Source organism: Microbacterium sp. BLY (assembly GCF_017939615.1).
Taxonomy (GTDB): domain Bacteria; phylum Actinomycetota; class Actinomycetes; order Actinomycetales; family Microbacteriaceae; genus Microbacterium.
This window is the reverse complement of record NZ_JAGKSR010000001.1, coordinates 2404569-2425263: the sequence shown is the minus strand read 5'-3', so window position 1 is coordinate 2425263 and position 20695 is coordinate 2404569. Positions and strand designations below refer to the sequence as shown.

At 69.3% G+C, this 20695-nt stretch carries 23 protein-coding genes and 2 tRNA genes; 12 read left to right on the top strand and 13 right to left on the bottom strand.

Going from position 1 to position 20695, the window contains the following annotated elements; genetic code table 11:
• Positions 1-29: 29 nt before the first annotated feature.
• From KAF39_RS11875 to KAF39_RS11855, 5 genes are read right to left on the bottom strand one after another with little or no spacing between them, the layout of a single operon-like run.
• Positions 30-1526 (bottom strand): amidohydrolase, encoded by a 1497-nt coding sequence (locus KAF39_RS11875; protein ID WP_210677436.1) that lies wholly within the window; start codon positions 1524-1526, stop codon positions 30-32.
• Positions 1523-2164 carry an FMN-binding negative transcriptional regulator gene (locus tag KAF39_RS11870; RefSeq protein ID WP_210677435.1) on the bottom strand — a complete coding sequence of 214 codons (642 nt, stop codon included), beginning with the start codon at positions 2162-2164 and terminating at the stop codon, positions 1523-1525. Before KAF39_RS11870 ends, KAF39_RS11875 begins: the two co-directional genes overlap by 4 nt.
• A 42-nt stretch (positions 2165-2206) precedes the next feature.
• Positions 2207-3205 (bottom strand): Fpg/Nei family DNA glycosylase, encoded by a 999-nt coding sequence (locus KAF39_RS11865; RefSeq protein WP_210677434.1) that lies wholly within the window; start codon positions 3203-3205, stop codon positions 2207-2209.
• 1 nt (position 3206) lies between these two features.
• Complete coding sequence (locus KAF39_RS11860; protein WP_210677433.1) at positions 3207-3692, bottom strand: ribose-5-phosphate isomerase; 486 nt, start codon at positions 3690-3692, stop codon at positions 3207-3209.
• A 31-nt stretch (positions 3693-3723) separates the two neighbouring features.
• The gene (locus KAF39_RS11855) at positions 3724-4908 is read right to left on the bottom strand and encodes a ferrochelatase (RefSeq protein ID WP_210677432.1); all 1185 of its coding nucleotides are present in this window, start codon (positions 4906-4908) and stop codon (positions 3724-3726) included.
• A 167-nt stretch (positions 4909-5075) separates the two neighbouring features.
• On the opposite strand from KAF39_RS11855, the gene pepN reads away from it, so the two are divergent.
• The 4 genes from pepN (at position 5076) to KAF39_RS11835 (ending at position 10887) form a co-directional block, all read left to right on the top strand.
• The gene (gene pepN / locus KAF39_RS11850) at positions 5076-7628 is read left to right on the top strand and encodes an aminopeptidase N (protein WP_210677431.1); all 2553 of its coding nucleotides are present in this window, start codon (positions 5076-5078) and stop codon (positions 7626-7628) included.
• A gap of 78 nt (positions 7629-7706) precedes the next feature.
• The gene (locus KAF39_RS11845) at positions 7707-8780 is read left to right on the top strand and encodes a mechanosensitive ion channel family protein (RefSeq protein WP_210677430.1); all 1074 of its coding nucleotides are present in this window, start codon (positions 7707-7709) and stop codon (positions 8778-8780) included.
• Positions 8777-9226 (top strand): globin, encoded by a 450-nt coding sequence (locus KAF39_RS11840; protein WP_210677429.1) that lies wholly within the window; start codon positions 8777-8779, stop codon positions 9224-9226. The genes KAF39_RS11845 and KAF39_RS11840 overlap by 4 nt, the downstream gene beginning before the upstream one ends.
• Positions 9223-10887 (top strand): FAD-binding dehydrogenase, encoded by a 1665-nt coding sequence (locus KAF39_RS11835; RefSeq protein ID WP_210677428.1) that lies wholly within the window; start codon positions 9223-9225, stop codon positions 10885-10887. Before KAF39_RS11840 ends, KAF39_RS11835 begins: the two co-directional genes overlap by 4 nt.
• Positions 10888-10921: 34 nt before the next feature.
• On the opposite strand, the gene KAF39_RS11830 is transcribed toward KAF39_RS11835, so the two are convergent.
• The gene (locus tag KAF39_RS11830) at positions 10922-11587 is read right to left on the bottom strand and encodes a hypothetical protein (RefSeq protein ID WP_210677427.1); all 666 of its coding nucleotides are present in this window, start codon (positions 11585-11587) and stop codon (positions 10922-10924) included.
• A gap of 49 nt (positions 11588-11636) precedes the next feature.
• Here KAF39_RS11830 and KAF39_RS11825 point away from each other — a divergent pair, with 49 nt between their 5' ends.
• On the top strand, positions 11637-12524 hold the full coding sequence (locus tag KAF39_RS11825) for an acyl-CoA thioesterase II (RefSeq protein ID WP_210677426.1): 888 nt from the start codon (positions 11637-11639) through the stop codon (positions 12522-12524).
• 25 nt (positions 12525-12549) lie between these two features.
• Here the strand turns inward: KAF39_RS11825 and KAF39_RS11820 are convergent, their stop codons facing one another.
• The 3 genes from KAF39_RS11820 to KAF39_RS11810 form a co-directional block, all read right to left on the bottom strand.
• Positions 12550-13038, bottom strand: a complete 489-nt coding sequence (locus KAF39_RS11820; protein WP_210677425.1) for a thioesterase family protein — start codon at positions 13036-13038, stop codon at positions 12550-12552.
• A 7-nt stretch (positions 13039-13045) separates the two neighbouring features.
• Positions 13046-14725 (bottom strand): energy-dependent translational throttle protein EttA, encoded by a 1680-nt coding sequence (ettA, locus tag KAF39_RS11815; protein WP_210677424.1) that lies wholly within the window; start codon positions 14723-14725, stop codon positions 13046-13048.
• 80 nt (positions 14726-14805) lie between these two features.
• Complete coding sequence (locus tag KAF39_RS11810) at positions 14806-15291, bottom strand: hypothetical protein (protein WP_210677423.1); 486 nt, start codon at positions 15289-15291, stop codon at positions 14806-14808.
• A 127-nt stretch (positions 15292-15418) separates the two neighbouring features.
• Between KAF39_RS11810 and KAF39_RS11805 the strand changes: the two genes are divergently transcribed.
• Positions 15419-15697, top strand: coding sequence for a hypothetical protein (locus KAF39_RS11805; protein ID WP_210677422.1), 279 nt, complete (start codon positions 15419-15421; stop codon positions 15695-15697).
• A gap of 26 nt (positions 15698-15723) precedes the next feature.
• On the opposite strand, the gene KAF39_RS11800 is transcribed toward KAF39_RS11805, so the two are convergent.
• Positions 15724-15799: transfer RNA gene (locus tag KAF39_RS11800), tRNA-Arg, on the bottom strand.
• A gap of 60 nt (positions 15800-15859) precedes the next feature.
• On the opposite strand from KAF39_RS11800, the gene orn reads away from it, so the two are divergent.
• The 6 genes from orn to KAF39_RS11770 all read left to right on the top strand — a co-directional run bounded on the left by orn (position 15860) and on the right by KAF39_RS11770 (position 18461).
• Entirely contained in the window at positions 15860-16486 is a 627-nt protein-coding gene (gene orn, locus KAF39_RS11795) for an oligoribonuclease (RefSeq protein ID WP_210677421.1), read from the top strand.
• 36 nt (positions 16487-16522) lie between these two features.
• Positions 16523-16598 (top strand) — tRNA-His (locus tag KAF39_RS11790).
• Positions 16599-16666: 68 nt separating this feature from the next.
• Positions 16667-17296 carry a LysE family transporter gene (locus tag KAF39_RS11785; protein ID WP_210677420.1) on the top strand — a complete coding sequence of 210 codons (630 nt, stop codon included), beginning with the start codon at positions 16667-16669 and terminating at the stop codon, positions 17294-17296.
• Positions 17297-17329: 33 nt separating this feature from the next.
• Positions 17330-17677 (top strand): metallopeptidase family protein, encoded by a 348-nt coding sequence (locus tag KAF39_RS11780; RefSeq protein ID WP_210677419.1) that lies wholly within the window; start codon positions 17330-17332, stop codon positions 17675-17677.
• 2 nt (positions 17678-17679) lie between these two features.
• Entirely contained in the window at positions 17680-17967 is a 288-nt protein-coding gene (clpS, locus tag KAF39_RS11775) for an ATP-dependent Clp protease adapter ClpS (protein WP_246878297.1), read from the top strand.
• On the top strand, positions 17964-18461 hold the full coding sequence (locus KAF39_RS11770; protein ID WP_210677417.1) for a DUF2017 family protein: 498 nt from the start codon (positions 17964-17966) through the stop codon (positions 18459-18461). Before clpS ends, KAF39_RS11770 begins: the two co-directional genes overlap by 4 nt.
• A 12-nt stretch (positions 18462-18473) precedes the next feature.
• Here the strand turns inward: KAF39_RS11770 and KAF39_RS11765 are convergent, their stop codons facing one another.
• From KAF39_RS11765 to KAF39_RS11755, 3 genes are read right to left on the bottom strand one after another with little or no spacing between them, the layout of a single operon-like run.
• A complete protein-coding gene (locus KAF39_RS11765; RefSeq protein WP_210677416.1) occupies positions 18474-19055 on the bottom strand; it encodes a hypothetical protein in 582 nt (193 codons plus the stop codon).
• Complete coding sequence (locus tag KAF39_RS11760; RefSeq protein ID WP_210677415.1) at positions 19039-19356, bottom strand: hypothetical protein; 318 nt, start codon at positions 19354-19356, stop codon at positions 19039-19041. Before KAF39_RS11760 ends, KAF39_RS11765 begins: the two co-directional genes overlap by 17 nt.
• 37 nt (positions 19357-19393) lie before the next feature.
• Positions 19394-20650 (bottom strand): DNA polymerase IV, encoded by a 1257-nt coding sequence (locus KAF39_RS11755; RefSeq protein ID WP_210677414.1) that lies wholly within the window; start codon positions 20648-20650, stop codon positions 19394-19396.
• Positions 20651-20695 lie beyond the last annotated feature (45 nt).

Sequence of the window (20695 nt, the reverse complement as noted above, 5' to 3'; positions counted from 1 at the left end):
GGGCCGCCCCTCGCCGTATCCGCGGGCTTTCAGACGATGTGGGTGAGCCGACCGCCGAGAAGCGTCGCTTCGACCGGCATCGTGCGGAGCTCGATCGCGTCCGCGATCCTCGGGTCCCGCCCGATGAGCGCGATATCGGCGACCTCGCCCGGACGCAGCGAGGTGCGCGCACTCGCCTCCAACGCCTGCTCCAGGGTCAGCCGCTCCTCCGCATGCCAGGCGGGACGGTCGTCGTCCGTGCGCCAGACCGCCGCCGACAACGCCTGCCACGGGTCCAGCGGGGCGACCGGGGCGTCCGAGCCGAAGCGCAGCTCGGCACCTGCCGCGCGCAGCGACGCGAGTGGATACCCGATGGCCGTCTGCTCGGCCCAGTGATGCTCCACGAGATCCCGGTCGTCGACAGCGTGCTGAGGTTGCACGCTCGCACGGACGCCCAGACGCCCGAAGCGGACGAGGTCGGCGTGACGGACGAGCTGCGCATGCTCCATCGACCCGGTCGCGCCCGTGGCGGCGAAGGCGTCGAGGGCGGCGGTGACCGCACGGTCGCCGATGGCGTGCACCGCGACCTCCAGTCCGGCCCCCGTCGCCCTTGTCAGCATCGCCGTGAGCTCCTCCGGGGGCACCGTCAGGACTCCGTAGTTGCCGGGGTCGCCGGGATAGGCGTGGGAGCACGCCGCGGTCCGCGTTCCGAGGGAGCCGTCGCTGATCACCTTCAAGGCCCCGACCCGGATCAGGGAACCGAGGAAGCCGGTCGTGTCCGGCACGTCCAGCAGCTCGCCGGTGCGCAGCCCTCCGGCGATCGCACGCTCGAGGTCGGCCGGATAGAACGCGAACTCGACACGGTGGGCATCGAAGCCCGCCGCGACTCGCCGCGGCCAGGCCTCGGCGTTCCATGCCATGTCGAAATCGACGAGGCCGGTCACTCCCCGCGCCGCCGCAGCCCGGCCTGCGCGGATCACCGCCTCATCGCTGTGCAGAGGATCGACGGCATTGAGCCGCCGCGAGATCTCGAAGGCGTCCTCCTCGCGGAGCACACCGTCATCCCCGCGGAACCCCTCGCGCGCGAGGGCCGCCGTGTTCAACCAGACGCTGTGCACGTCGGCGTTGATCAGGTAGGTCGGTACGACTCCGGTCTGCGCGTCGAGCTCGGAGAGGGACGGCCGGTCGGGCCAGAGGGCATCGCGGAACCCGGTGCCGATCCGACGCCCATCCGGCAGAATCGGGGCATCCCGCATGATCCGTGCCGCAGCCGATGCCGAATCGGCCGCCCCGAGCGGCACCCGTTCGGCGGCGAGAGCCCACTGCACCGTGTGCACGTGGTTGTCCCAGAGGCCCGGGACCGCCCAGGCCCCCTCCGCGTCGACGACCTCGCCGCGGGCGGGAAGGACACCGGCCGGTGCGATGTCGACGATGCGACCCCCGGACAGGAGCAGATCGACCGGTTCGTCGTCGATGAGGAACTCGCGTCCCGGCCCCACCGGCCGCACCGCGCGAACCGTCCCGATCTCTACTCCGCGCACGCTCACGCGGCTCCTCCCGTCCGTGCGTCCTGCGCACGACGCATCTCCGCGGCGAGGGCGGCGTTCTCATACGGCCCCTCATGGCGAAGCGCCGCGATCACCGCCTCGACCGTCTCGACGGGCTTGTTCTGGCTCAGCTTCCGCTTCGCGACGACACGCGTCGGCGTGAGACGGAAGCCGACCGTCCCCGCCTCGAGGCGCTCGATGAACCCCGCGTCGTTCGGGCGCTCCCACATCAGCCGCGGCGCGGGCAACCGCGACTCGAAACGGGCGACGAGGGCGTCCAGCACGCGCAGGTTCTCCGCCGTGCTGAGGATCTCCGGCACACCGGACAGATGAACCGCGGTGTAGTTCCAGGTGGGCACTGCGGGAGTATCCCCGTACCATCCCGGCGAGATGTAGCCGTGCGGGCCCTGGAAGGCGACGAGGAGCTCCTCCGTGCCGAGCCCGTGGATCGCGTCGTCGGGGCGCCCGACATGGCCGACGATCGTCAGATCGTCCCGGCTCTCGTCGAGGAGGACGGCATAGTGGGAGGCGACGAGACCGCCCTCCGGCGCGCTCACCACCGTCGCCCACGGATTCGCGTCGATGACGCGGCGGATCTCGGCCACATCGGCGAGCGTGAAGCTCGGATTCTGTCGCATGGATCCCAGCCTAGGGCTGGTGACGTCCTCGGGCGCGCGGGCTCAGGCCTGGCAGCGAGGGCACCAGTAGAGCTTGCGGGCGCCGATCTCCTCCAAGGCGATCTCGGTCCCGCACACCCGGCACGGAAGACCGGCGCGGTGGTACACCCAGTGCCGATCGTCCCGGCTGGCCATGGCCGCACGGTACTCGTCGGGCGAAAGGCCGTCCATCGTCATCATCTGACCGGTCTCGACGCCGATCGCGAGGAGCCGCACCCAGTCGTGCCAGAGGGCGCGGACGGTCTCCTCCGGAACATCCCGCCCGGGGGTGTGCGGGTTCAACCGCTGACGGAAGAGCATCTCCGCGCGATACACATTGCCGATCCCGCTGACGACCGCCTGATCCATCAGCAGCAGGGCGATCGGCGTCGGCTTCTTCCGCACCGCGCGGACGAAGCGCTCCTCGTTCTCCGCGGGATCGCCCACGAGAGGATCAGGCCCGAGCTTCGCGACGGTCGCGAGCATCTCCTCCGGGGTCTGCAGCACACACGCGGTCGGGCCGCGCAGGTCGGCCACGGTGATGTCCGTCATCAGCCGCAGGCGCACCTGCCCGACCACGGGAGGGGGCCACTCATCGACGTCGTCGGTCAGCCCCTTCGTCTGCTCGGACATCCGCACGTGGACCCGGGTGCGGCGCGGAGCCCCGATCGAGGCGAGCGAGTTCTCCCCGGCATCGTCGAGGATCGGCTCGTCGAGGGTGGTGCCGCGCTGATTCGTCTGCCCCATCCGCCCGTTCGCGGAGGCGATGGTCGGATCGACGAGGATCTCTCCCGCGAAGTCCCACGCGCCATAGAGGCCGAGGTGCACTCTCAGCCAGAGGTCGCCCTCCGCCTCGAGGAACATCTGCTTCCCGACCGCCTGCACGCTCACGGCCTGGCGTCCGTCGAGCACCGCCGCCCCCTCGGCGAAGCGCCCCTGCGGGCTGGAGGCGTGCAGCGTCTTCCCGACGAAGTTGCGATCGAACTGCCGGGCGATGCGGTGGACGGAGTGCCCCTCGGGCATGTCAGGCCCGAGGATCCGGGAGCAGCGAGCCGTCGCGCTCGAAGTCCGCGATCTGGCCGATGCGTCGCACGTGGCGCTCCTCCCCCGAGAAGGGTGTCGCGATGAAACGGTCGATGAAGCCGGTCACCTCGTCGTAGGTGTGCTGACGCGCCCCGATCGAGATGACGTTCGCGTCGTTGTGCTCGCGGGCGAGTTCGGCGGTCGAGAGGTTCCACACGAGCGCTGCACGGACGCCGGCGACCTTGTTCGCCGCGATCTGCTCGCCGTTGCCGGAGCCGCCGAAGACGACCCCCAGAGCAGAGACGCCCGCCGCCTGGTCCGCAACGACCGCCTGCGCGGCCCGGATGCAGAACGCCGGGTAGTCGTCGAGCGCGTCGTACTCCACCGGACCGTGATCGACGACCTCGTGTCCGGCCGCTCGGAGGTGCTCCTGCAGCTGGGTCGAGAAGTCGAGTCCGGCGTGATCGGTGGCGATGTGGATGCGCATGGTCTCCATCCTAGGATCCGCGGTCCGCGGGTCAGGGGGCGATGCCGGCGGCTGCGGGCTTGAATCCCGCCCGCACGTTCTCGCAGCATCCGGGACGGCAGACGTCGAAGGCACCCGGAAGGTCGGTCACATGCGGACGGTCCTCATTGGGGCGCCCCTGCAGCCGCTCCTCGATGAGGTCGACGATGCCCTCCACGAAGGCCTCGCGGACACCGGGCGTCGGAGTGCGGACGAAGGCCAGGCCGGCCTCCTCGGCCGCCTCCGATGCCTCCGTGTCGAGATCCCACAGGACCTCCATGTGGTCGCTCATGAAGCCCACGGGCACGACCACGACGGCCTTGCGACCGCGCCCCGGCAGCTCGGCGATCACGTCGCAGACATCCGGCTCGAGCCACGGCTGCGAGGCGGGGCCGGAGCGGGACTGGTACACGAGCTCCCAGGGCACATCGGCGGCCGCGGGCACGGCCGCGCGGACCTGGTCCATCGTCCACTCCGAGACGGCGAGGTGCTGAGCGGCGTAGGCGCCGCCCTCACCCCAGTCGATATCCCGGGCGCCGGAGCGCTCCGCGTCCGCCGTCGGGATGCTGTGGGTCGAGAAGAGGACCTGGATCTCGGAGGGCGCGAAGCCCTGATCGAGGTAGCCCTGCACGGCCTCGCGCACGCCCGCCTCGAACGCCTCGACGAAACCGGGGTGATCGTAGAAGGGACGGATCTTGTCGATCGTGACCGTGTCGCCGAGTCCCGTCTCCGTCAGGACGCGAGCGAAGTCCTCGCGGTACTGACGGCAGCTGGAGAACGAGCTGTACGCGCTCGTCGCGAAGGCCAGCAGGGTGGTGTGGCCGTTGGCGGAGGCCTCCGGCACGACGTCCTCGAGGTACGGGCCCCAGTTGCGGTTTCCCCAGTAGACGGGGAGGTCGATGCCCCGGGCGACCAGCGCCTTCTCCAGAGCCTCCTTGAGGACGCGGTTCTGCCCGTTGATCGGGCTCACGCCGCCGAAGTGCCGGTAATGGTGCGCGACCTCCTCGAGACGCTCGTCCGGGATGCCACGGCCACGCGTCACGTTCCGCAGGAACGGGATCACGTCATCCTGGCCCTCCGGGCCGCCGAAGCTCGCCAAGAGGATGGCGTCATAGGCGACGGGGGCCGTCACGTAGGGGGCACCGCCGGCAGCGGCGGGCGAAGCAAAGGGCACGGCATTCGGCTCGATCGCGGTCACCCCTCCATCTTCCCACCTCGGAGGACCGCGAGCGGCCGCACGGCCGTGACAATGCCCCGTTTCCGGGTCACCGGCGGGCGCTTCGCACTGGCGTAGGCTGTCAGGGTTGCCGTCGGCGCCAACTGCGCCGACCCCGGTTACGTCCCCTCACCCCTGGGAGTACAGCTTTGCCTGGAGAGAACCTCACCCGAATCGAAGCGCAGGAGCGCCGCGATGTCATCGACACGCACTCCTATGAGGTCGCCCTCGATCTGACCAAGGGCGCCGAGGTCTTCGGTTCCCGGAGCGTCGTCCGCTTCTCCGCGTCCCCCGACAGCTTCACCTTCATCGACCTGATCGCCCAGGAGGTCCGCGAGATCTCGCTCAACGGCGAGCAGCTCGACCCCCGCGAGGTCTTCGCGGACTCGCGCATCGCCCTCAGCGGCCTGCAGGAGGAGAACGTCCTCGTCGTGGACGCCGACTGCCTCTACACGAACACCGGTGAGGGCCTCCACCGCTTCGTCGACCCCGTGGACGACGAGGTCTATCTCTATTCGCAGTTCGAGGTGCCGGACTCCCGCCGCGTGTTCGCGGTCTTCGAGCAGCCCGACCTCAAGGCCACCTTCCAGTTCACGGTGACCGCCCCCGCGGAGTGGAAGGTCGTCTCCAACTCCCCGACCCCCGAGCCCATCGTCCATGACGACGGCGTGACGGCGACCTGGGGCTTCGAGCCCACTCCTCGCATCTCGTCGTACATCACCGCTCTCGTCGCGGGCCCGTACGAAGCCACCTTCTCGGAGCTGACCAGCGCCTCCGGTCAGGTGATCCCCCTCGGCGTGTACGGCCGGAAGAGCCTCTGGCAGCACCTGGATGCCGACTACATCTTCGACAAGACGCGCCAGGGCTTCGCCTACTTCGAGTCCAAGTTCGGCGTGCCGTACCCGTTCGCCAAGTACGACCAGCTCTTCGTCCCGGAGTTCAACGCCGGCGCCATGGAGAACGCGGGCGCGGTGACCTTCACGGAGACCTACGTCTTCCGCAGCAAGGTCACCGATGCGGTGAAGGAGCGTCGCGTCGTGACGATCCTGCACGAGCTCGCCCACATGTGGTTCGGCGACCTCGTCACCATGAAGTGGTGGAACGACCTCTGGCTCAACGAGTCGTTCGCCGAATGGGCGTCCACCATCGCGACCGCCGAGGCCACCGAGTGGACCGAGGCGTGGACGACGTTCAACGCCATGGAGAAGACCTGGGCCTATCGTCAGGACCAGCTCCCGTCGACGCATCCGATCGTCGCCGAGATCAACGACCTCGAGGACGTTCAGGTCAACTTCGACGGCATCACCTACGCCAAGGGCGGGTCGGTCCTCAAGCAGCTCGCCGCCTGGGTCGGCATCGAGGCGTTCTTCGCCGGTGTGTCGCAGTACTTCCAGAAGCACTCGTGGGGCAACACCGAGCTCAGTGACCTGCTCTCGGAGCTGGAGGCCACGAGTGGCCGCGACCTCGGCACCTGGTCGAAGAAGTGGCTGGAGACGGCCGGCGTCAACACCCTGGAGCCGGTCGTGGTCGAGGGCGACGACGGCCGGATCTCACGCTTCGCGGTCACGCAGACGGCGCCCGCCGACTACCCGACGATCCGTCCCCACCGCTTGGGGATCGGCTTCTACTCCCTCGCCGACGGCGCTCTCACGCGCACCCACCACATCGAGGTGGACGTCGACGGTGATCGGACCGAGATCCCCGAGCTCCAGGGACTCGCCCGCCCTGACCTCATCCTCCTCAACGACGACGACCTCGCCTACGCGAAGATCCGTCTCGACGAGCAGTCGCTGAAGACGGCGATCGCGCACCTCGCCGACATCCATGACCCCCTCGCCCGCTCGCTCGTGTGGGGAGCGGCCTGGGACCAGACCCGCGACGCGGAGACGCCGGCGTCCGACTACATCGACCTCGTCCTGGGCAACATCGGGCGCGAGACCGAGTCGACGACGGTACGCACCACCCTCACCCAGCTGCGGACGGCCGCGACCCTCTACGTCGCCCCCGCGGAGCGCGAGGCCGCGCGCCTCAAGGTCGCCGACGGGCTCTGGGCGCTGGCCGAGTCCGCCGCACCCGGCAGCGACAGCCAGCTGCAGTTCGTCACCGCATTCGCGAATGCGCTCGTGACCCCCGAGCACGCCGGCATCATCGGCCGTCTCCGGTCGGGTGAGGAGACGCTGCCCGGACTGGAGATCGACGCCGACCTGAGCTGGCAGCTCCTCGTCGGCCTGGCCACGATCGGCGCCACGGACGCCGGCGCCATCGATGCCGCCCTGGCCGCGGACAACACGGCCAAGGGCGCGGAGTTCGCCGCACAGGCGCGCGCCGCGCTTCCGGACGCCGCCTCCAAGCAGGCCGCATGGGAGGCCCTGATCGAGCGCGACGACGCCCCGAACACGATCGTCCGCTCCGCGGCCCTCGGGTTCGTGCACCCAGCCGGGACCGCGGTGCTCGGAGAGTTCGTGCCGAAGTACTTCGACATGCTCCTTCCCATCTGGGAGTCGCGCACCTATCAGATCGCCCAGTACCTCATCGTCGGGCTCTTCCCGACGGCTCTCGCGGACATCGCGCTGCGTGATGCGACCCGCGGTTGGCTCTCCGCCCATCAGGACGCTCCGCCGGCACTGCGTCGGCTCGTGCTGGAGAACCTCGCCGATGTGGAGCGCGCGCTCGCCGCGCAGTCCCGCGACGCCGAGGACTGACGACCGACGGTCACCGTTCCGGGCCTCTGACGCCGCTCTTCCAGCCGGCGCAGAGGCCCGCTCGGTAACATCGACACGATGCTGATTCCCGCCGAGACGACCCCCGCGCCGACGCCATCCGAGCTCCCCGATTGGGCGAAGGGCATGCTCGCGCTGCTGACGGACGTCGGCGGCAAGCTGCTGACGATCGCCATCATCATCGGCTCCTGCGTCCTCATCGCACTGATCCTGCGCCGTGTCATCACGCGTGTCGTACACCGCATCGTCGACAGCGCGAAGAACAAGGCGGCCGTCGACGACACGCAGGCGCTCGAGCGCTCCCCGCTCGCGGACATGCGCCTCGTACAGCGCACCCGCACCCTGGGGACGATCCTGCAGAACATCGTCAACGTGATGCTCGTCATCATCGCGATCATCCTCATCGTCAACACCATCGACAATGCGCTGCTCGGATCACTCACCTTGCTCACCGCGGCTGTCGGTGCCGGCCTCGGTTTCGGCGCCCAGAACATCGTCAAGGATGTGCTGAACGGCATCTTCCTCGTCGCCGAGGACCAGATCGGCATCGGCGATGTCGTCGACCTCGGCCTCGCGAGCGGTGTCGTCGAGTACGTCAGCGTGCGCGTGACCCAGGTGCGGGACGTCAACGGCACCCTCTGGTACGTCCGCAACGGCGAGGTCACCCGCATCGGCAACATGTCCCAGGGCTGGGCGCGTGCGATCGTCGACATCGGCGTGGCCCCGGACGCCGATCTCGAGCAGGTCGAGCACATCCTCCTGGAGACCGCGCAGGGGCTGGCGAAGGACCCGAAGTGGCGCACACGCATCGTGGAGAAGCCGGAACTCTGGGGGCTGGAGTCCGTGGACGGCGACGCCCTCATCGTCCGCGCCGTCATCAAGACGAGGGCCAATGCTCGCGACGACGTGGCGCAGGAGCTGCGGCGTCGTCTGCGGGCCGCGCTCCTCGAGAAGGAGATCGAGGTTCCGCGCCTCGCGGACGTCGTCCCCACCGGGTTGGAGGGCGCACGCCGCGTGCGCGGCGCCAACCCGCCGAAGACGCGCCCCAACGCCGTCACCGGCGTCCCGGTGGTCCCGGACCGCGGGATCTGGCGGCGCAAGAAGAACACCGGTGAGGGGAGTACGGAGAAGTGAGCTTCTACGACGAGGTGGGCGGACGCGAGACGTTCGCGAAGATCGTGTCGGTCTTCTATCGCGAGGTCGCTCTCGATCCGGTACTCAAGCCCATGTATCCCGAGGAGGACCTCGGCCCGGCCGAAGAACGGCTGCTGCTGTTCCTGGAGCAGTACTGGGGCGGGCCGACCACCTACGGGGAGACCCGCGGGCACCCGCGGCTGCGGATGCGTCACATGCCCTTCCGCGTCGACCCCGACGCACGCGATCGGTGGCTTCGTCATATGCGCACCGCTCTGGACGAGGCCCAGTTGTCGCCCTTGCACGAAACCACCCTCTGGGACTACCTCGAGCGCGCCGCCTATGCCATGGTGAACACATTCGAGCCGTCCGGCATCGGTGCGGCGCCGCAGGGCCGCACCACCCTGGAGACCCGCTCACGTCAGGAATCAACGGAGAACTCATGACGACCACGCCCCCGACCGCAGACGTCCTGGTGATCGGGTGGGGGTTGGCCGGACTCGTCGCCGCGGCGGAGGCCTTGGACGCCGGTCGCCGCGTCGTCATCGTCGACCAGGAACCTCGGACGAATCTCGGCGGGCAGGCGTGGTGGTCGTTCGGCGGACTGTTCCTGGTGGACTCCCCCGAGCAGCGCCGCCTGGGTATCACGGACTCGCTGGAGCTCGCCACGCAGGACTGGTTCGGCAACGCGGGGTTCGACCGGCCTGAGGACGAGTGGCCCCGCCGGTGGGCGGAGGCCTACCTCGAGTTCGCCGCCGGCGAGAAGCGATCGTGGCTCCGCGCGCGCGGCGTCGGCTTCTTCCCCGTCGTCGGATGGGCTGAGCGCGGCGGGTACGGCGCGATCGGTCCGGGAAACTCGGTCCCTCGGTTCCACATCACCTGGGGCACCGGCCCGGGGATCGTCGCCCCGTTCGCGGCGGCGGTGGAGCAGGGCGAACGGGAGGGGCGACTGACCGTCCTCGCCCGACACCGCGTCGAAGAGCTCGTCCTCACCGCGGGGCGGGTCACCGGGGCGCGGGGCAGCGTGCTGTCCTCCGATGGCGCCGCCCGCGGTGTCCCCTCCTCTCGCGAGGTCATCGGCGGGTTCGAGATCGATGCCACCGCGACGGTCGTGGCCTCCGGCGGCATCGGGGGCAACCACGATCTCGTCCGCGCGGCATGGCCGGCGCGCCTCGGCACGCCCCCGGCGCACATGCTCTCCGGAGTGCCCGCCTATGTCGACGGCTCGATGCAGAAGGTGAGTGCGGCGGCCGGCGCCCGCCTCATCAACGGCGATCGGATGTGGCACTACGTCGAGGGCATCACCAACTGGGATCCGGTGTGGCCGCAGCACGGGATCCGCATCCTCCCCGGTCCGTCGTCGCTGTGGCTCGACGCGACCGGGAAGCGGCTCCCCACTCCCCTGTTCCCCGGCTTCGACACCCTGGGCACGTTGGAGCACCTGCGCAAGACCGGGCACGACCACTCCTGGTTCGTGACGTCGCGTCAGATCGTGGAGAAGGAGTTCGCCCTGTCGGGCAGTGAGCAGAACCCCGACCTCACGGGCAAGGACGTGGCCCTTCTGCTCAAGTCCCGCCTCGCCAAAGGGCCGACGGGACCCGTGCAGTCGTTCCTCGACGAGGGCGAGGACTTCATCGTCGAGAACGACCTGGAGTCACTGCTGGAGCAGATGGCGGCGCATTCCGGGGGCGAGCTCCTGGACATCGATGCCGTGCGCCGCGAGGTCGTGGCCCGCGATCGCGAAATGGTCAACGACTTCACCAAGGACGCGCAGATCGGCATGCTTCGCTCGATGCGGACGTACCGCGGAGACAAGCTCATCCGCACGGCGGCTCCGCATCGGCTGCAGGACCCCGCAGCCGGACCGCTGATCGCGGTCAAGCTGCACGTGCTCACCAGGAAGTCCCTTGGGGGGATCAACACGGATCTCGATGGTCGCGCCCTGGACGGAAGCGGCGCGCCGATTCCGGGTCTCTTCGCCGCGGGCGAGGCCAGCGGCTTCGGCGGCGGCGGTGCACACGGCTACCGCGCCTTGGAGGGCACGTTCCTCGGCGGGTGCCTGTTCTCCGGACGCCAGGCCGGCCGCGCAGCGGCTGCTCTCGGCTGAACCGCGCCGTCCCCGGTGCTGTCGCGTGATCGCGTCAGGCGCGGGAGCCGGTGGCGCGTACCCCGGTCAGTCCGGAGGCGACGGGACCGCGGGCGAGCACGTGGCCGCGACGGAACGCGAGCCGCGTCCAGCGACCGGAGCGCGTCACGGGCACATCCTCTTCGCCGGAGATGAAACCGAGCGCATCCGCCGCGAAGGCGACACCCCGAGGCAGACCTCCCAGGTCATCGTCCGGCTCGCCCCAGATCGCCGCACGGAGCGAACGGACGGCTTCCTCCCCGGATCCCGGCCCGGCGCCGTGCGCGACCGCGGAGATGCCCCACTGGGCGCGTTGCGCGACGACGGAGGCGAGAAGGGTCGACTCCAGCGCCCACCCCTGTCGTGGGGGCGCGACACCGGCCCACGCGGGAGACAGCGCCGTCTCCGGCAGCGCGAGCCGCTCCGGATCATCCGTGGGGGTGAGGCTGTCGATCACGAGGTCGCATTCGAGCTCCGGATCGGCACGGACGATGCGCATGGCGAGGATCGTCGGCGTCTGGTCGAAGAGGCCCGACGGCGCGAGGACCGCCGTGGTGAGGGCGAGAACGCCCCCGCTCGCCTGCAGCCGCACGCCCTCGTCCGAGACCCGGGCGGCGCGCCCCGTGAACGTGAGGACATCCTTCGCCGTGTCCGGATCGGCGAGGAGGAGCTGAGGGGTCACGCGTTCTAAACTACCAACGAGCGGCGACCCGGGCCGCGGAGGGGAACACATGAGCGCCGACGAGCACGCCATCCAGACCGTGGAGCGTCTTCTCGACGTCCTCGACCTCGACGCCACCCAGGCGCGGACCACCGAGGACATCTTCACCGGCTCGTCGCACCCGATGCCCAGTGGGCGCATCTACGGCGGGCAGGTGCTCGCGCAGACCCTCGTCGCCGCGGAGCGCACCCTCCCCGAGGACCGTGCGGTGCACTCCATGCACGGGTACTTCCTCCGCCCGGGCGATGCCAGCCAGGGCATCACGATCGCCGTGGACCGGATCCACGACGGCCGCTCGTTCTCCACCCGCCGGACTCAGGCGTACCAGAACGGCGTCCCGATCTTCTCGATGATCGCGTCATTCCAGGATGCCGATCCCGGGGTGGAGCACGCCGAGCCGATGCCGTCGGGGATTCCCGTCCCCGAGGAGCTCGTGCCCGATGAGGACCGCGTCCCCGGGCTCGCCGGCGGCGCTCGACGCATGCTGAGCGACCGCGCCGCGGACATCCGCCATGTCGACTCGCCGCTCTACCTGCCGAACGACGACGCACGCGTTCCGCGGCAGGCGGTATGGATGCGTCTGCGGGCCCCGTTGCCGGGCGATCAGCGGTTGCATCGTGCCGCGCTCGCCTATCTCAGCGACATGACGATCCAGGAGTCGATCCTGCGCGCGCACGGCGTCTCGTGGTCCCTCCCCGGCCTGAAGGTCGCGAGCCTCGATCACGCCATGTGGTGGCATCGCCCGGCACGGGTCGACGAGTGGCTCCTCTACGTGCAGGAGTCGCCGAGCGCGCGCGGCGGCCGGGGCCTCGCCACCGGGCGCGTCTACACGCGCGAGGGCACGCTCGTGGCGAGCGTCGCGCAGGAGATCATGATCCGCGTGCCCGCCGACCGCTGATCAGCCACGCGCAGCGCCGGCCGGCTCAGCGGTGGGCGTACTCGATCGACGGGCCGACATACGGCTCCCATGCCTCACGCATCTCCGCGGTCAGCCGGGTCGGTCGGCCGGTGCCCGCATCGACGAGCACGATGACGGCCGTGGACCGCGCGTAGAGTTCCCGCAGCTCGGCGGTCGGGTCGTTGTGCACCTCGTAGCAGACCTCGACGCTGGAGCCGCCGAGCTTCCCGAACCACATCTGCACTTCCAGCGGGCGCCGCTGGTACGGCACCGGAGCGAGGTACTCGATCTCCTGCCGCGCGATGAGGGTGAGGATGCCCTCCTCGATCCCGGAGTCGAGCACCGCCGTGGACGGCGCTTCCTCACCGGGTCCCGCCCGCCAGAAGGCGCGGACGCGTGCCTCCTCGAGCAGCTTCAGCATCGAGGTGTTGTTGACGTGGTTGAACGCATCCAGATCCCCCCAGCGGAGGTGGATCGGGATGTGCAGGCGGGAGCCCGGCGCGGTGGTGCTCATGGCCGCCTCAGTCGCGCGTGAGCTTGCGGTGCGTCGACCGGTGCGGCTTGGCCGCGTCCGGGCCCAGGCGCTCGATCTTGTTCTGCTCGTACGCCTCGAAGTTGCCCTCGAACCAGTACCACTGATCCGGCTTCTCGTCCGTCCCCTCGTAGGCGAGGATGTGCGTGGCGATCCGGTCGAGGAACCACCGGTCGTGGGTGATGACCACGGCGCAGCCGGGGAACTCCAGCAGCGCGTTCTCCAGCGAGCTCAGGGTCTCGACGTCCAGGTCGTTGGTGGGCTCGTCGAGGAGGAGGAGGTTGCCGCCCTCCTTGAGCGTGAGCGCGAGGTTCAGGCGGTTGCGCTCACCGCCGGAGAGCACACCGGCCTTCTTCTGCTGGTCCGGACCCTTGAAACCGAACTTCGACACGTAGGCGCGCGACGGGATCTCGGTCTTGCCGACGGTGATGAAGTCGAGTCCGTCGGACACGACCTCCCAGAGCGTCTTGTTCGGGTCGATCGACGAACGCGACTGGTCGACGTAGCTGATCTTGACGGTCTCGCCGATCTTCAGCTCTCCGCCGTCGAGGGGCTCCAGGCCGACGATCGTCTTGAAAAGCGTGGTCTTTCCGACACCGTTCGGACCGATGACGCCGACGATGCCGTTCGGCGGAAGGCTGAAGCTGAGGCCGTCGATGAGCGAGCGCCCGTCGAAGCCCTTCTGGAGGTTCTTGGCCTCGATGACGACGTTGCCGAGTCGAGGACCGGCGGGGATCTGGATCTCCTCGAAGTCCAGCTTCCTCGTCCGCTCCGCCTCGGCCGCCATCTCCTCGTACCGGGCCAGTCGGGCCTTCGACTTCGTCTGGCGGCCCTTCGCGCTGGAGCGGACCCAGTCCAGCTCGTCCTTCAGGCGCTTGGCGAGCTTGGCGTCCTTCTTGCCCTGGATGTCGAGGCGCTCGGCCTTCTTCTCGAGGTACGTGGAGTAGTTGCCCTCGTAGCCGATGAGACGTCCGCGGTCGACCTCGGCGATCCACTCGGCCACGTGGTCGAGGAAGTACCGGTCGTGGGTGATCGCGATCACGGCGCCCTTGTAGGACTGCAGGTGCTGCTCGAGCCAGAGCACGCTCTCCGCGTCGAGGTGGTTGGTGGGCTCGTCGAGCAGCAGCAGGTCGGGCTTCTGCAGCAGCAGCTTGGCCAGCGCCACACGGCGCTTCTCGCCACCGGACAACGGAGCGATGGCGGCGTCCCCGGGCGGGGTGCGCAGGGCGTCCATCGCCTGCTCGAGCTGCGAGTCGAGGTCCCAGCCGTCGGCCGCGTCGATCTCCTCCTGCAGTGTTCCCATCTCGGCGAGGAGCGCGTCGAAGTCGGCGTCGGGGTCGGCCATCAGCGCGGAGATCTCGTTGAAGCGGTCCACCTTCGCCTTGATGGCGATGCCGTCCTGGATGTTCTCCAGCACCGTCTTCGACTCGTCGAGCTCCGGCTCCTGCATGAGGATGCCGACCGAGTAGCCGGGCGAGAGCTTGGCCTCACCGTTGGAGGGGGTGTGGAGCCCCGCCATGATCTTGAGGATCGTCGACTTTCCGGCACCGTTCGGGCCGACCATGCCGATCTTCGCGCCGGGGAGGAACGCCATCGTGACGTCGTCCAGGATGAGCTTCTCACCCACCGCCTTGCGGGCACGAACCATGGAGTAGATGTACTCAGCCACCGAAAACCGCTCCTTCTGTTGGCGTCGAAGATCGACACTCCAGCCTACCGGCCGGGGACGGCCTTATCTGTGTGCGCGGGTCACCAGTCGATCGGCCGCGTCGCGCCGACCAGGCAGCGTCCCTCGGCGAGCTGCGGCAGCGCCATGGTGACCGCTGCGCCGGTGGAAGGACCCACCTGTCCGACCAGGCAGGATTCCTCGCCCCAGCGTACGGAGAACTGGATGCTCTCGGCCGGGTTCCCCACCGTCGATCGGTCGGACGTCACCTGCATGGCATCGCGATCGAAGCCCGCGGCGACCAGCGCGTCGATGTAGGCACGCCCCTCGGCACGTCGCTCCGTGCCCCAGACCTGTTCGACGACCTGCGTGAACACGGGGAGGTTCTCCTCCGCCGTCCCGTCCGGGAGCAGCACTGGCCCCGCCGGCGCCGTGGGCTCGGCAGTCGCCGTGGGGGTGACCGAGGGTGCCGGGGCTGGTTCTCCCGCACACCCGGCCAGGGTCGCGATCGATGCGCCGGCGATGAGGAGCAGCGCCGCAGCGCGGGAGGTGAAGACCGTTCGAAGCACGAGCAGAGTCTAAGCCGCTTCCCACGCATCCTCCTGCGAACGGGGAACACCCCTGATCACGATCGGTATCCGTCCCTCCGTGAATGTCGGAGGTCGGTCGTATGTTCGAGTCCTGAGAGGAGAGACCATGTCCACCACGCCCAGCCCCGTCATCGCTCCCGTCCCCGGTGTCCCGTTCGCCGCGCCGCACCTCGCCTCGCGCCGTGAGCACCTCGTGCGTGCCGCCGACCACCTGTGGCGTGTGCAGGACAGTCGTGAGCACGTCCTCGGTCACCTCCGCGTCGTGCCCGATCCCCTGGGCCTGCGGTACCGCGCCGAACGGCTCCACCTCGCGACGGGCGGGTTCCGCGTGATCGGCGAGTTCTGGCGTGCCGACGACGCCGTGGACGCGTTGCGCCACTGCTGACGGCGGTCGTCGAGAGAGACGACGGTTGGCGCCCCCGGCAGGATTCGAACCTGCGACCAAGAGATTAGAAGGCTCCTGCTCTATCCCCTGAGCTACGGAGGCGGACGTTCTACCGTACCGCGCTCCGGCGGGCGATGTCGGGACGATCGATAGGATGGCGACATGGTGACTGCATCCGAGAACGACCGTCTCGTCTGGATCGACTGCGAGATGACGGGACTCGATCTCGCCGTCGACGAGCTGGTCGAGATCGCGGTCGTGATCACCGACTTCGAGCTGCGCCCGCTCGACCCCGGCTTCCAGGTCGTCATCCGTCCGAGCGCGGCGGCCCTCGCCCACATGAACGACTTCGTCACGAAGATGCACGAGACGTCCGGCCTGATCGAGGAGATCCCGGGCGGGGTGACCCTCGCGGAGGCTGAGGAGCAGACGCTGGCGTACATCCGCCGTTTCGTCCCGCTGGAGCGTCGCGCGCCGCTCGCCGGCAACACCATCGGTACGGACCGCATGTTCCTCGCGAAGTACATGCCGCAGGTCGACCAGTGGCTGCATTACCGCAACGTCGATGTCTCGAGCATCAAGGAGCTCTCGCGGCGCTGGTACCCGCGCGTGTTCTTCCAGGCTCCGGCCAAGGACGGCGGCCACCGTGCTCTCGCGGACATCCTCGAGTCCATCCGCGAGCTCCGGTACTACCGCGACGCCGTGTTCGTGGCCGAGCCCGGACCGTCCAGCGACGACGCCAAGGAGATCGCGGCCCGCACCGTGTCCGAGTTCACCGCGAACATGTAATAGACTCGTGGGGTTGCCTGTTACGGCGGGCGCATGGTGGGTATAGCTCAGTTGGTAGAGCGCCTGGTTGTGGTCCAGGAGGTCGCGGGTTCAAGCCCCGTTACTCACCCCAGCTCGAAGAGGCTCGGACCGTCACGGTCCGAGCCTCTTCGCTTCCCTCCACGGCCCTAGACTGTCCTGGTGTCACTGGCGGTCTGGTTCTCCCTGCTCACCGCATCCGTCGTGATCAGCTTCACGCCGGGTGCCGGCGCGATCAACACCATGTCGAACTCGCTCACCCAGGGCTGGAAGCGGTCGATCTGGGGGATCATCGGCCAGCAGATCGCCCTCATCGTCCATGTCGCGATCGTCGCCGCCGGGGTCGGCCTCCTGGTCTCGCGTTCCGACTTCCTCTTCAACGTCATCCGGTACGCCGGTGCCGCCTACCTCGTCTACCTCGGCATCCGGCTGATCATCGCCCGACCCGCCCCCGTGATCGACGATGCCCCCTCCCCCGTGGACTCCCGCGAGAGCCATTGGTCGATGATGCGTCGGGGCTTCTGGGTGAACCTGCTGAACCCGAAGGCGATCGTCTTCTTCCTCGCCTTCATCCCGCAGTTCATCCGCATCGACCAACCGCCGCTTCCCCAGTACCTCGCACTCATCACGACGGTCGTGATCGTCGATGTCCTGGTGATGTGGGGCTTCTTCGCCACCGCGGCACGACCCTTCCGGCGTCTCACGCGATCTCCGCGGGGACAGCGCATCCTCAACACCGTCTTCGGAAGCCTCTTCATCGGTGTCGCCGCCCTCCTGGTCCTCCTTCACTGAAGACTCGCCGCTGGTCGCCGTAGGCTGGAGGGGATGGAACTGGACGCCGCCGCCTTCGAGGCCCTCGTGATCGACGAGCTGGATCAGCTGCCCGACGAGATGGTCGAGCAGCTGGAGAATGTCGTCTTCGTCGTCGAAGACCGTCCCGAAGACGGCAGTCTGGACCTGCTGGGGCTCTACGACGGCCTCGCACTGACGGAGCGAACCCAGTACGGCATGGGGGAACTGCCCGACCGCATCATCGTTTACCGCGAGCCGCACCTCGCCCAATGCGACACGCTCGATGAGCTCCGCGACGAGATCCACACGACCCTCGTGCACGAGATCGCGCACTTCCACGGTATCGACGATGCGCAGCTCCACGAGCTGGGATGGGCCTGACCATGTCGACCGCACTGCCCGACATCGAGGAGGACCTCGACCTGGTCGCCGCTCCCCTGGAGCCCTGGGAGGTCGTCGTCTGGAACGACCCGGTGAACCTGATGAGCTACGTGGTGCGCGTCTTCCGCACCTACTTCGGCTACTCGCGCGAGCACGCCACCCGGCTGATGCTCGCCGTTCACCACGACGGCCACGCCATCGTCTCGACCGGTCCCCGCGAGACGATGGAGGTGCATGCCCAGGCCATGCACGACTACGGACTCTGGGCGACCGTCAGGAAGGCCGCATGAACACCTCACCGATCGTCCTCACCGTCGCCACCATCGAAGGAATGCACCTGGCCCGCCTGGTGGACGACTTCGTCGCTCTGCTGCGGGAGACCGAAGAGGATGATCCCGGCGTCGCCCGGCTGACCCCGGACGCTTATCCCGACGATGACGACGCCTCTGCCGCGTTCGCCGCGGCCACCCGCGCGGACCTGCTCGATCGCCGCCTGCACGACGCGCGCACGATGCGATCCGCGCTCGACGCTTTCGACCCGGACGCCGACGTGACGGATGAGGTCGCCCGTGCACCCCGTGATGTGATCGTGCGGCGTGAGGACGTGGATGCGTGGTTGCGGACGCTCACCGCGATCCGGCTCGTCATCGCGACCCGTCTCGGCATCACCGAGGAGCAGCCGGACGTTGGAGGAGACGGTCAAGCCGTGTACGACTGGGTGGGGTACCGTCTCGAACTCCTCATCGAGGCCGTCGACGAGAGCGACGCCGACGCCCTGCGCTGAGTCCGCGCTCGCTCAGGGCACCTCGATGACGCGCGTGGCGAGCCCGCGCGGACGATCCCGGTCGATGTGACGACGCTCCTGCGCCGCCCAGCGGTCCCAATGCGGACGGTAGGTGTCGCCGTCGCGCGCGAGAGCACGCGCTTTCCGCGAGGTCTCGGCGGACTCCACCCAGACGCGGATGTCCGCCAGTCGCGCGGTCGACGGGCGCAGGATGCCGCTGCCCTCGACGATGACCCCGAGGGCGGGATCGACGGCGTGCGTCTCCGCCTCCGCGCCCCGTGCCCAATCCCAACGCCGCCAGGCGCCGAGGAGGCCGCGACCGTGCGGACGGAGGATGCCCTCGAGGGCCCGCTCCGCGCCCTCGTCCAGCCCGTCCCATCCGGGGTACAGCGAGTCCAGGGCGATGACCTGCACGCGTCCGGCGAGAGGCCAGCCCTGCGCGAGACGAGCCGCCAGTGACGTCTTGCCTGCTCCGCTGCCCCCATCGATCAGTACGACGGGGTTGGACGCGGATAGGGCGCGGATATCCGCTGCGATCAGCTCCGCTGCGCGCGCGAGCGCCGCCGCGACCGCATCGTCACTTCTTGAGGGCACGGATGATGCGCGTGAGAGCCCGACCGGCGACCCAGACGAAGGGCACGGCCACGACGAGGAGCGTCACGATGTTCGGCTCGAAGCGCAGGCCCTCTTCGCGACGCACGTAGACACCGACCGGCACCGACACCCCGGCACCGCCGCCCCCTTCGCCGCCTTCACCGCTCCCGCCGCCGAAGCCCGCGTAGGTGAACGCGACCGGAGTGACGGTCACGCCGTCGATCTCCTGCGGTTCCCCGTACGCGCTCTTCACGCCGAAGGAGGCGACCTGATTCCCGAGTTCCAGTGCAATGTTCGGCATGGTCCCACGCTAGCCGACACCGGCGTCGCGCGCGCGGTCAATCGACGCCGTGGTCCTTCGGATGCCGCGCGGCACCCCGTCCTTCACCGCGGCCGATGTGGCGCGCCCGGCTGATCGTCGCCGCTCCGAACCGCGCCATGGCCTCGTCGACGGCCCCTTCGACCTTGCGCCACCCCTCGTCCTCGTCCCACAAGGCCAGCGCACCTCCTCCCGCCGGCCGGAGGTTCTCGGCTCGGACGCCCACAAGCCGGATCGGGTCTCGACGTTCGATGAGCTCGAACAGCCCCTGCGCGGCCTCACCGATGCGCTGACCGACCGCGGTCGGTTCTCCCAGCGTCTGCGACCGGTTCACCGTCCGGAAGTCGTCGAATCGGATCTTGATCGCGACGGTCGAGGTCTCCCATCCCGCCCGACGCAGGCGCGCCCCGACGCGGTCGGCGAGCCGGAGAAGCTCGGCCCGGAGGAAGTCCCGATCGACGATGTCGTGATCGAAGGTCTCCTCGTGTCCGATACTCTTCTCGACCCGTTCGGTGTCGACCGCACGGGCGTCCTCTCCGCGCGCCAGCTGGACGAGCCGTGCGCTCAGTGCCGGCCCGACGGCGCGGTCCAGCATCTCCGGCGGCGCCGTGCGGAGATCGCCGATCGTGCGCAGACCTCGCGCCTCGAGGGCTTCCGCGGCCTTCGGCCCGACACCCCACAACGCCCGGACCGGTCGCGGCGCGAGGAACGCCAGCGTGTCGGCCTCGGCGACCACGAGCATCCCGTCGGGTTTGGCGATCGTGGATGCCATCTTCGCCACATGCTTGGTCGCGGCGACCCCGACGCTGCAGGTGATGCCGACCTCGGCGAGAACGCGCTCGCGGATCCGGGCGGCGATGCGGGCAGGGCTCCCCCAGAGCCGGCGCACGCCCTGCACGTCGAGGAACGCCTCGTCCACCGACAGCGGTTCGACGAGCGGCGTGAACGACTCGAAGATCGCCATCACCTGCCGCGAGACCTCTTGGTACCGGGGGAAGTGCGGCGGGACGATCCGCGCGGTAGGGCACAGCCGCAGCGCCTGCGACACCGGCATCGCCGAACGGACGCCGTAGCGCCGCGCCTCGTACGAGGCGCTGGAGACCACGGAGCGCCCATCGGGAGACCCGATGATCAGGGGCAGGCCGCGGAGATTCGGGTCATCCAGCACTTCGACGGCCGCATAGAACGCGTCCATGTCGACGTGGAGGATGCGCGTGCCGGAGTCGTCGGCGTCGGCCGAGGACACCATGCGGCCTCTGCCATCACCGTGTCCCATGAACCCATTGTCCCCTGGGCCTCCGACATCGAGGCCCAGGGGGAC

Excerpts from the sequence above, each read along its gene's own strand:
- clpS (WP_246878297.1), top strand. The coding sequence starts at position 17,680 with ATGTCGACCGCACTGCCCGACATCGAGGAGGACCTCGACCTGGTCGCC.
- KAF39_RS11770 (WP_210677417.1), top strand. The coding sequence starts at position 17,964 with ATGAACACCTCACCGATCGTCCTCACCGTCGCCACCATCGAAGGAATG.
- KAF39_RS11805 (WP_210677422.1), top strand. The coding sequence starts at position 15,419 with ATGTCCACCACGCCCAGCCCCGTCATCGCTCCCGTCCCCGGTGTCCCG.
- KAF39_RS11820 (WP_210677425.1), bottom strand. The coding sequence starts at position 13,038 with ATGAGCACCACCGCGCCGGGCTCCCGCCTGCACATCCCGATCCACCTC.
- KAF39_RS11780 (WP_210677419.1), top strand. The coding sequence starts at position 17,330 with ATGGAACTGGACGCCGCCGCCTTCGAGGCCCTCGTGATCGACGAGCTG.
- KAF39_RS11870 (WP_210677435.1), bottom strand. The coding sequence starts at position 2,164 with ATGCGACAGAATCCGAGCTTCACGCTCGCCGATGTGGCCGAGATCCGC.
- KAF39_RS11865 (WP_210677434.1), bottom strand. The coding sequence starts at position 3,205 with ATGCCCGAGGGGCACTCCGTCCACCGCATCGCCCGGCAGTTCGATCGC.
- KAF39_RS11845 (WP_210677430.1), top strand. The coding sequence starts at position 7,707 with ATGCTGATTCCCGCCGAGACGACCCCCGCGCCGACGCCATCCGAGCTC.
- KAF39_RS11760 (WP_210677415.1), bottom strand. The coding sequence starts at position 19,356 with ATGCCGAACATTGCACTGGAACTCGGGAATCAGGTCGCCTCCTTCGGC.
- KAF39_RS11835 (WP_210677428.1), top strand. The coding sequence starts at position 9,223 with ATGACGACCACGCCCCCGACCGCAGACGTCCTGGTGATCGGGTGGGGG.
- KAF39_RS11755 (WP_210677414.1), bottom strand. The coding sequence starts at position 20,650 with ATGGGACACGGTGATGGCAGAGGCCGCATGGTGTCCTCGGCCGACGCC.
- KAF39_RS11860 (WP_210677433.1), bottom strand. The coding sequence starts at position 3,692 with ATGCGCATCCACATCGCCACCGATCACGCCGGACTCGACTTCTCGACC.
- orn (WP_210677421.1), top strand. The coding sequence starts at position 15,860 with ATGGTGACTGCATCCGAGAACGACCGTCTCGTCTGGATCGACTGCGAG.
- KAF39_RS11825 (WP_210677426.1), top strand. The coding sequence starts at position 11,637 with ATGAGCGCCGACGAGCACGCCATCCAGACCGTGGAGCGTCTTCTCGAC.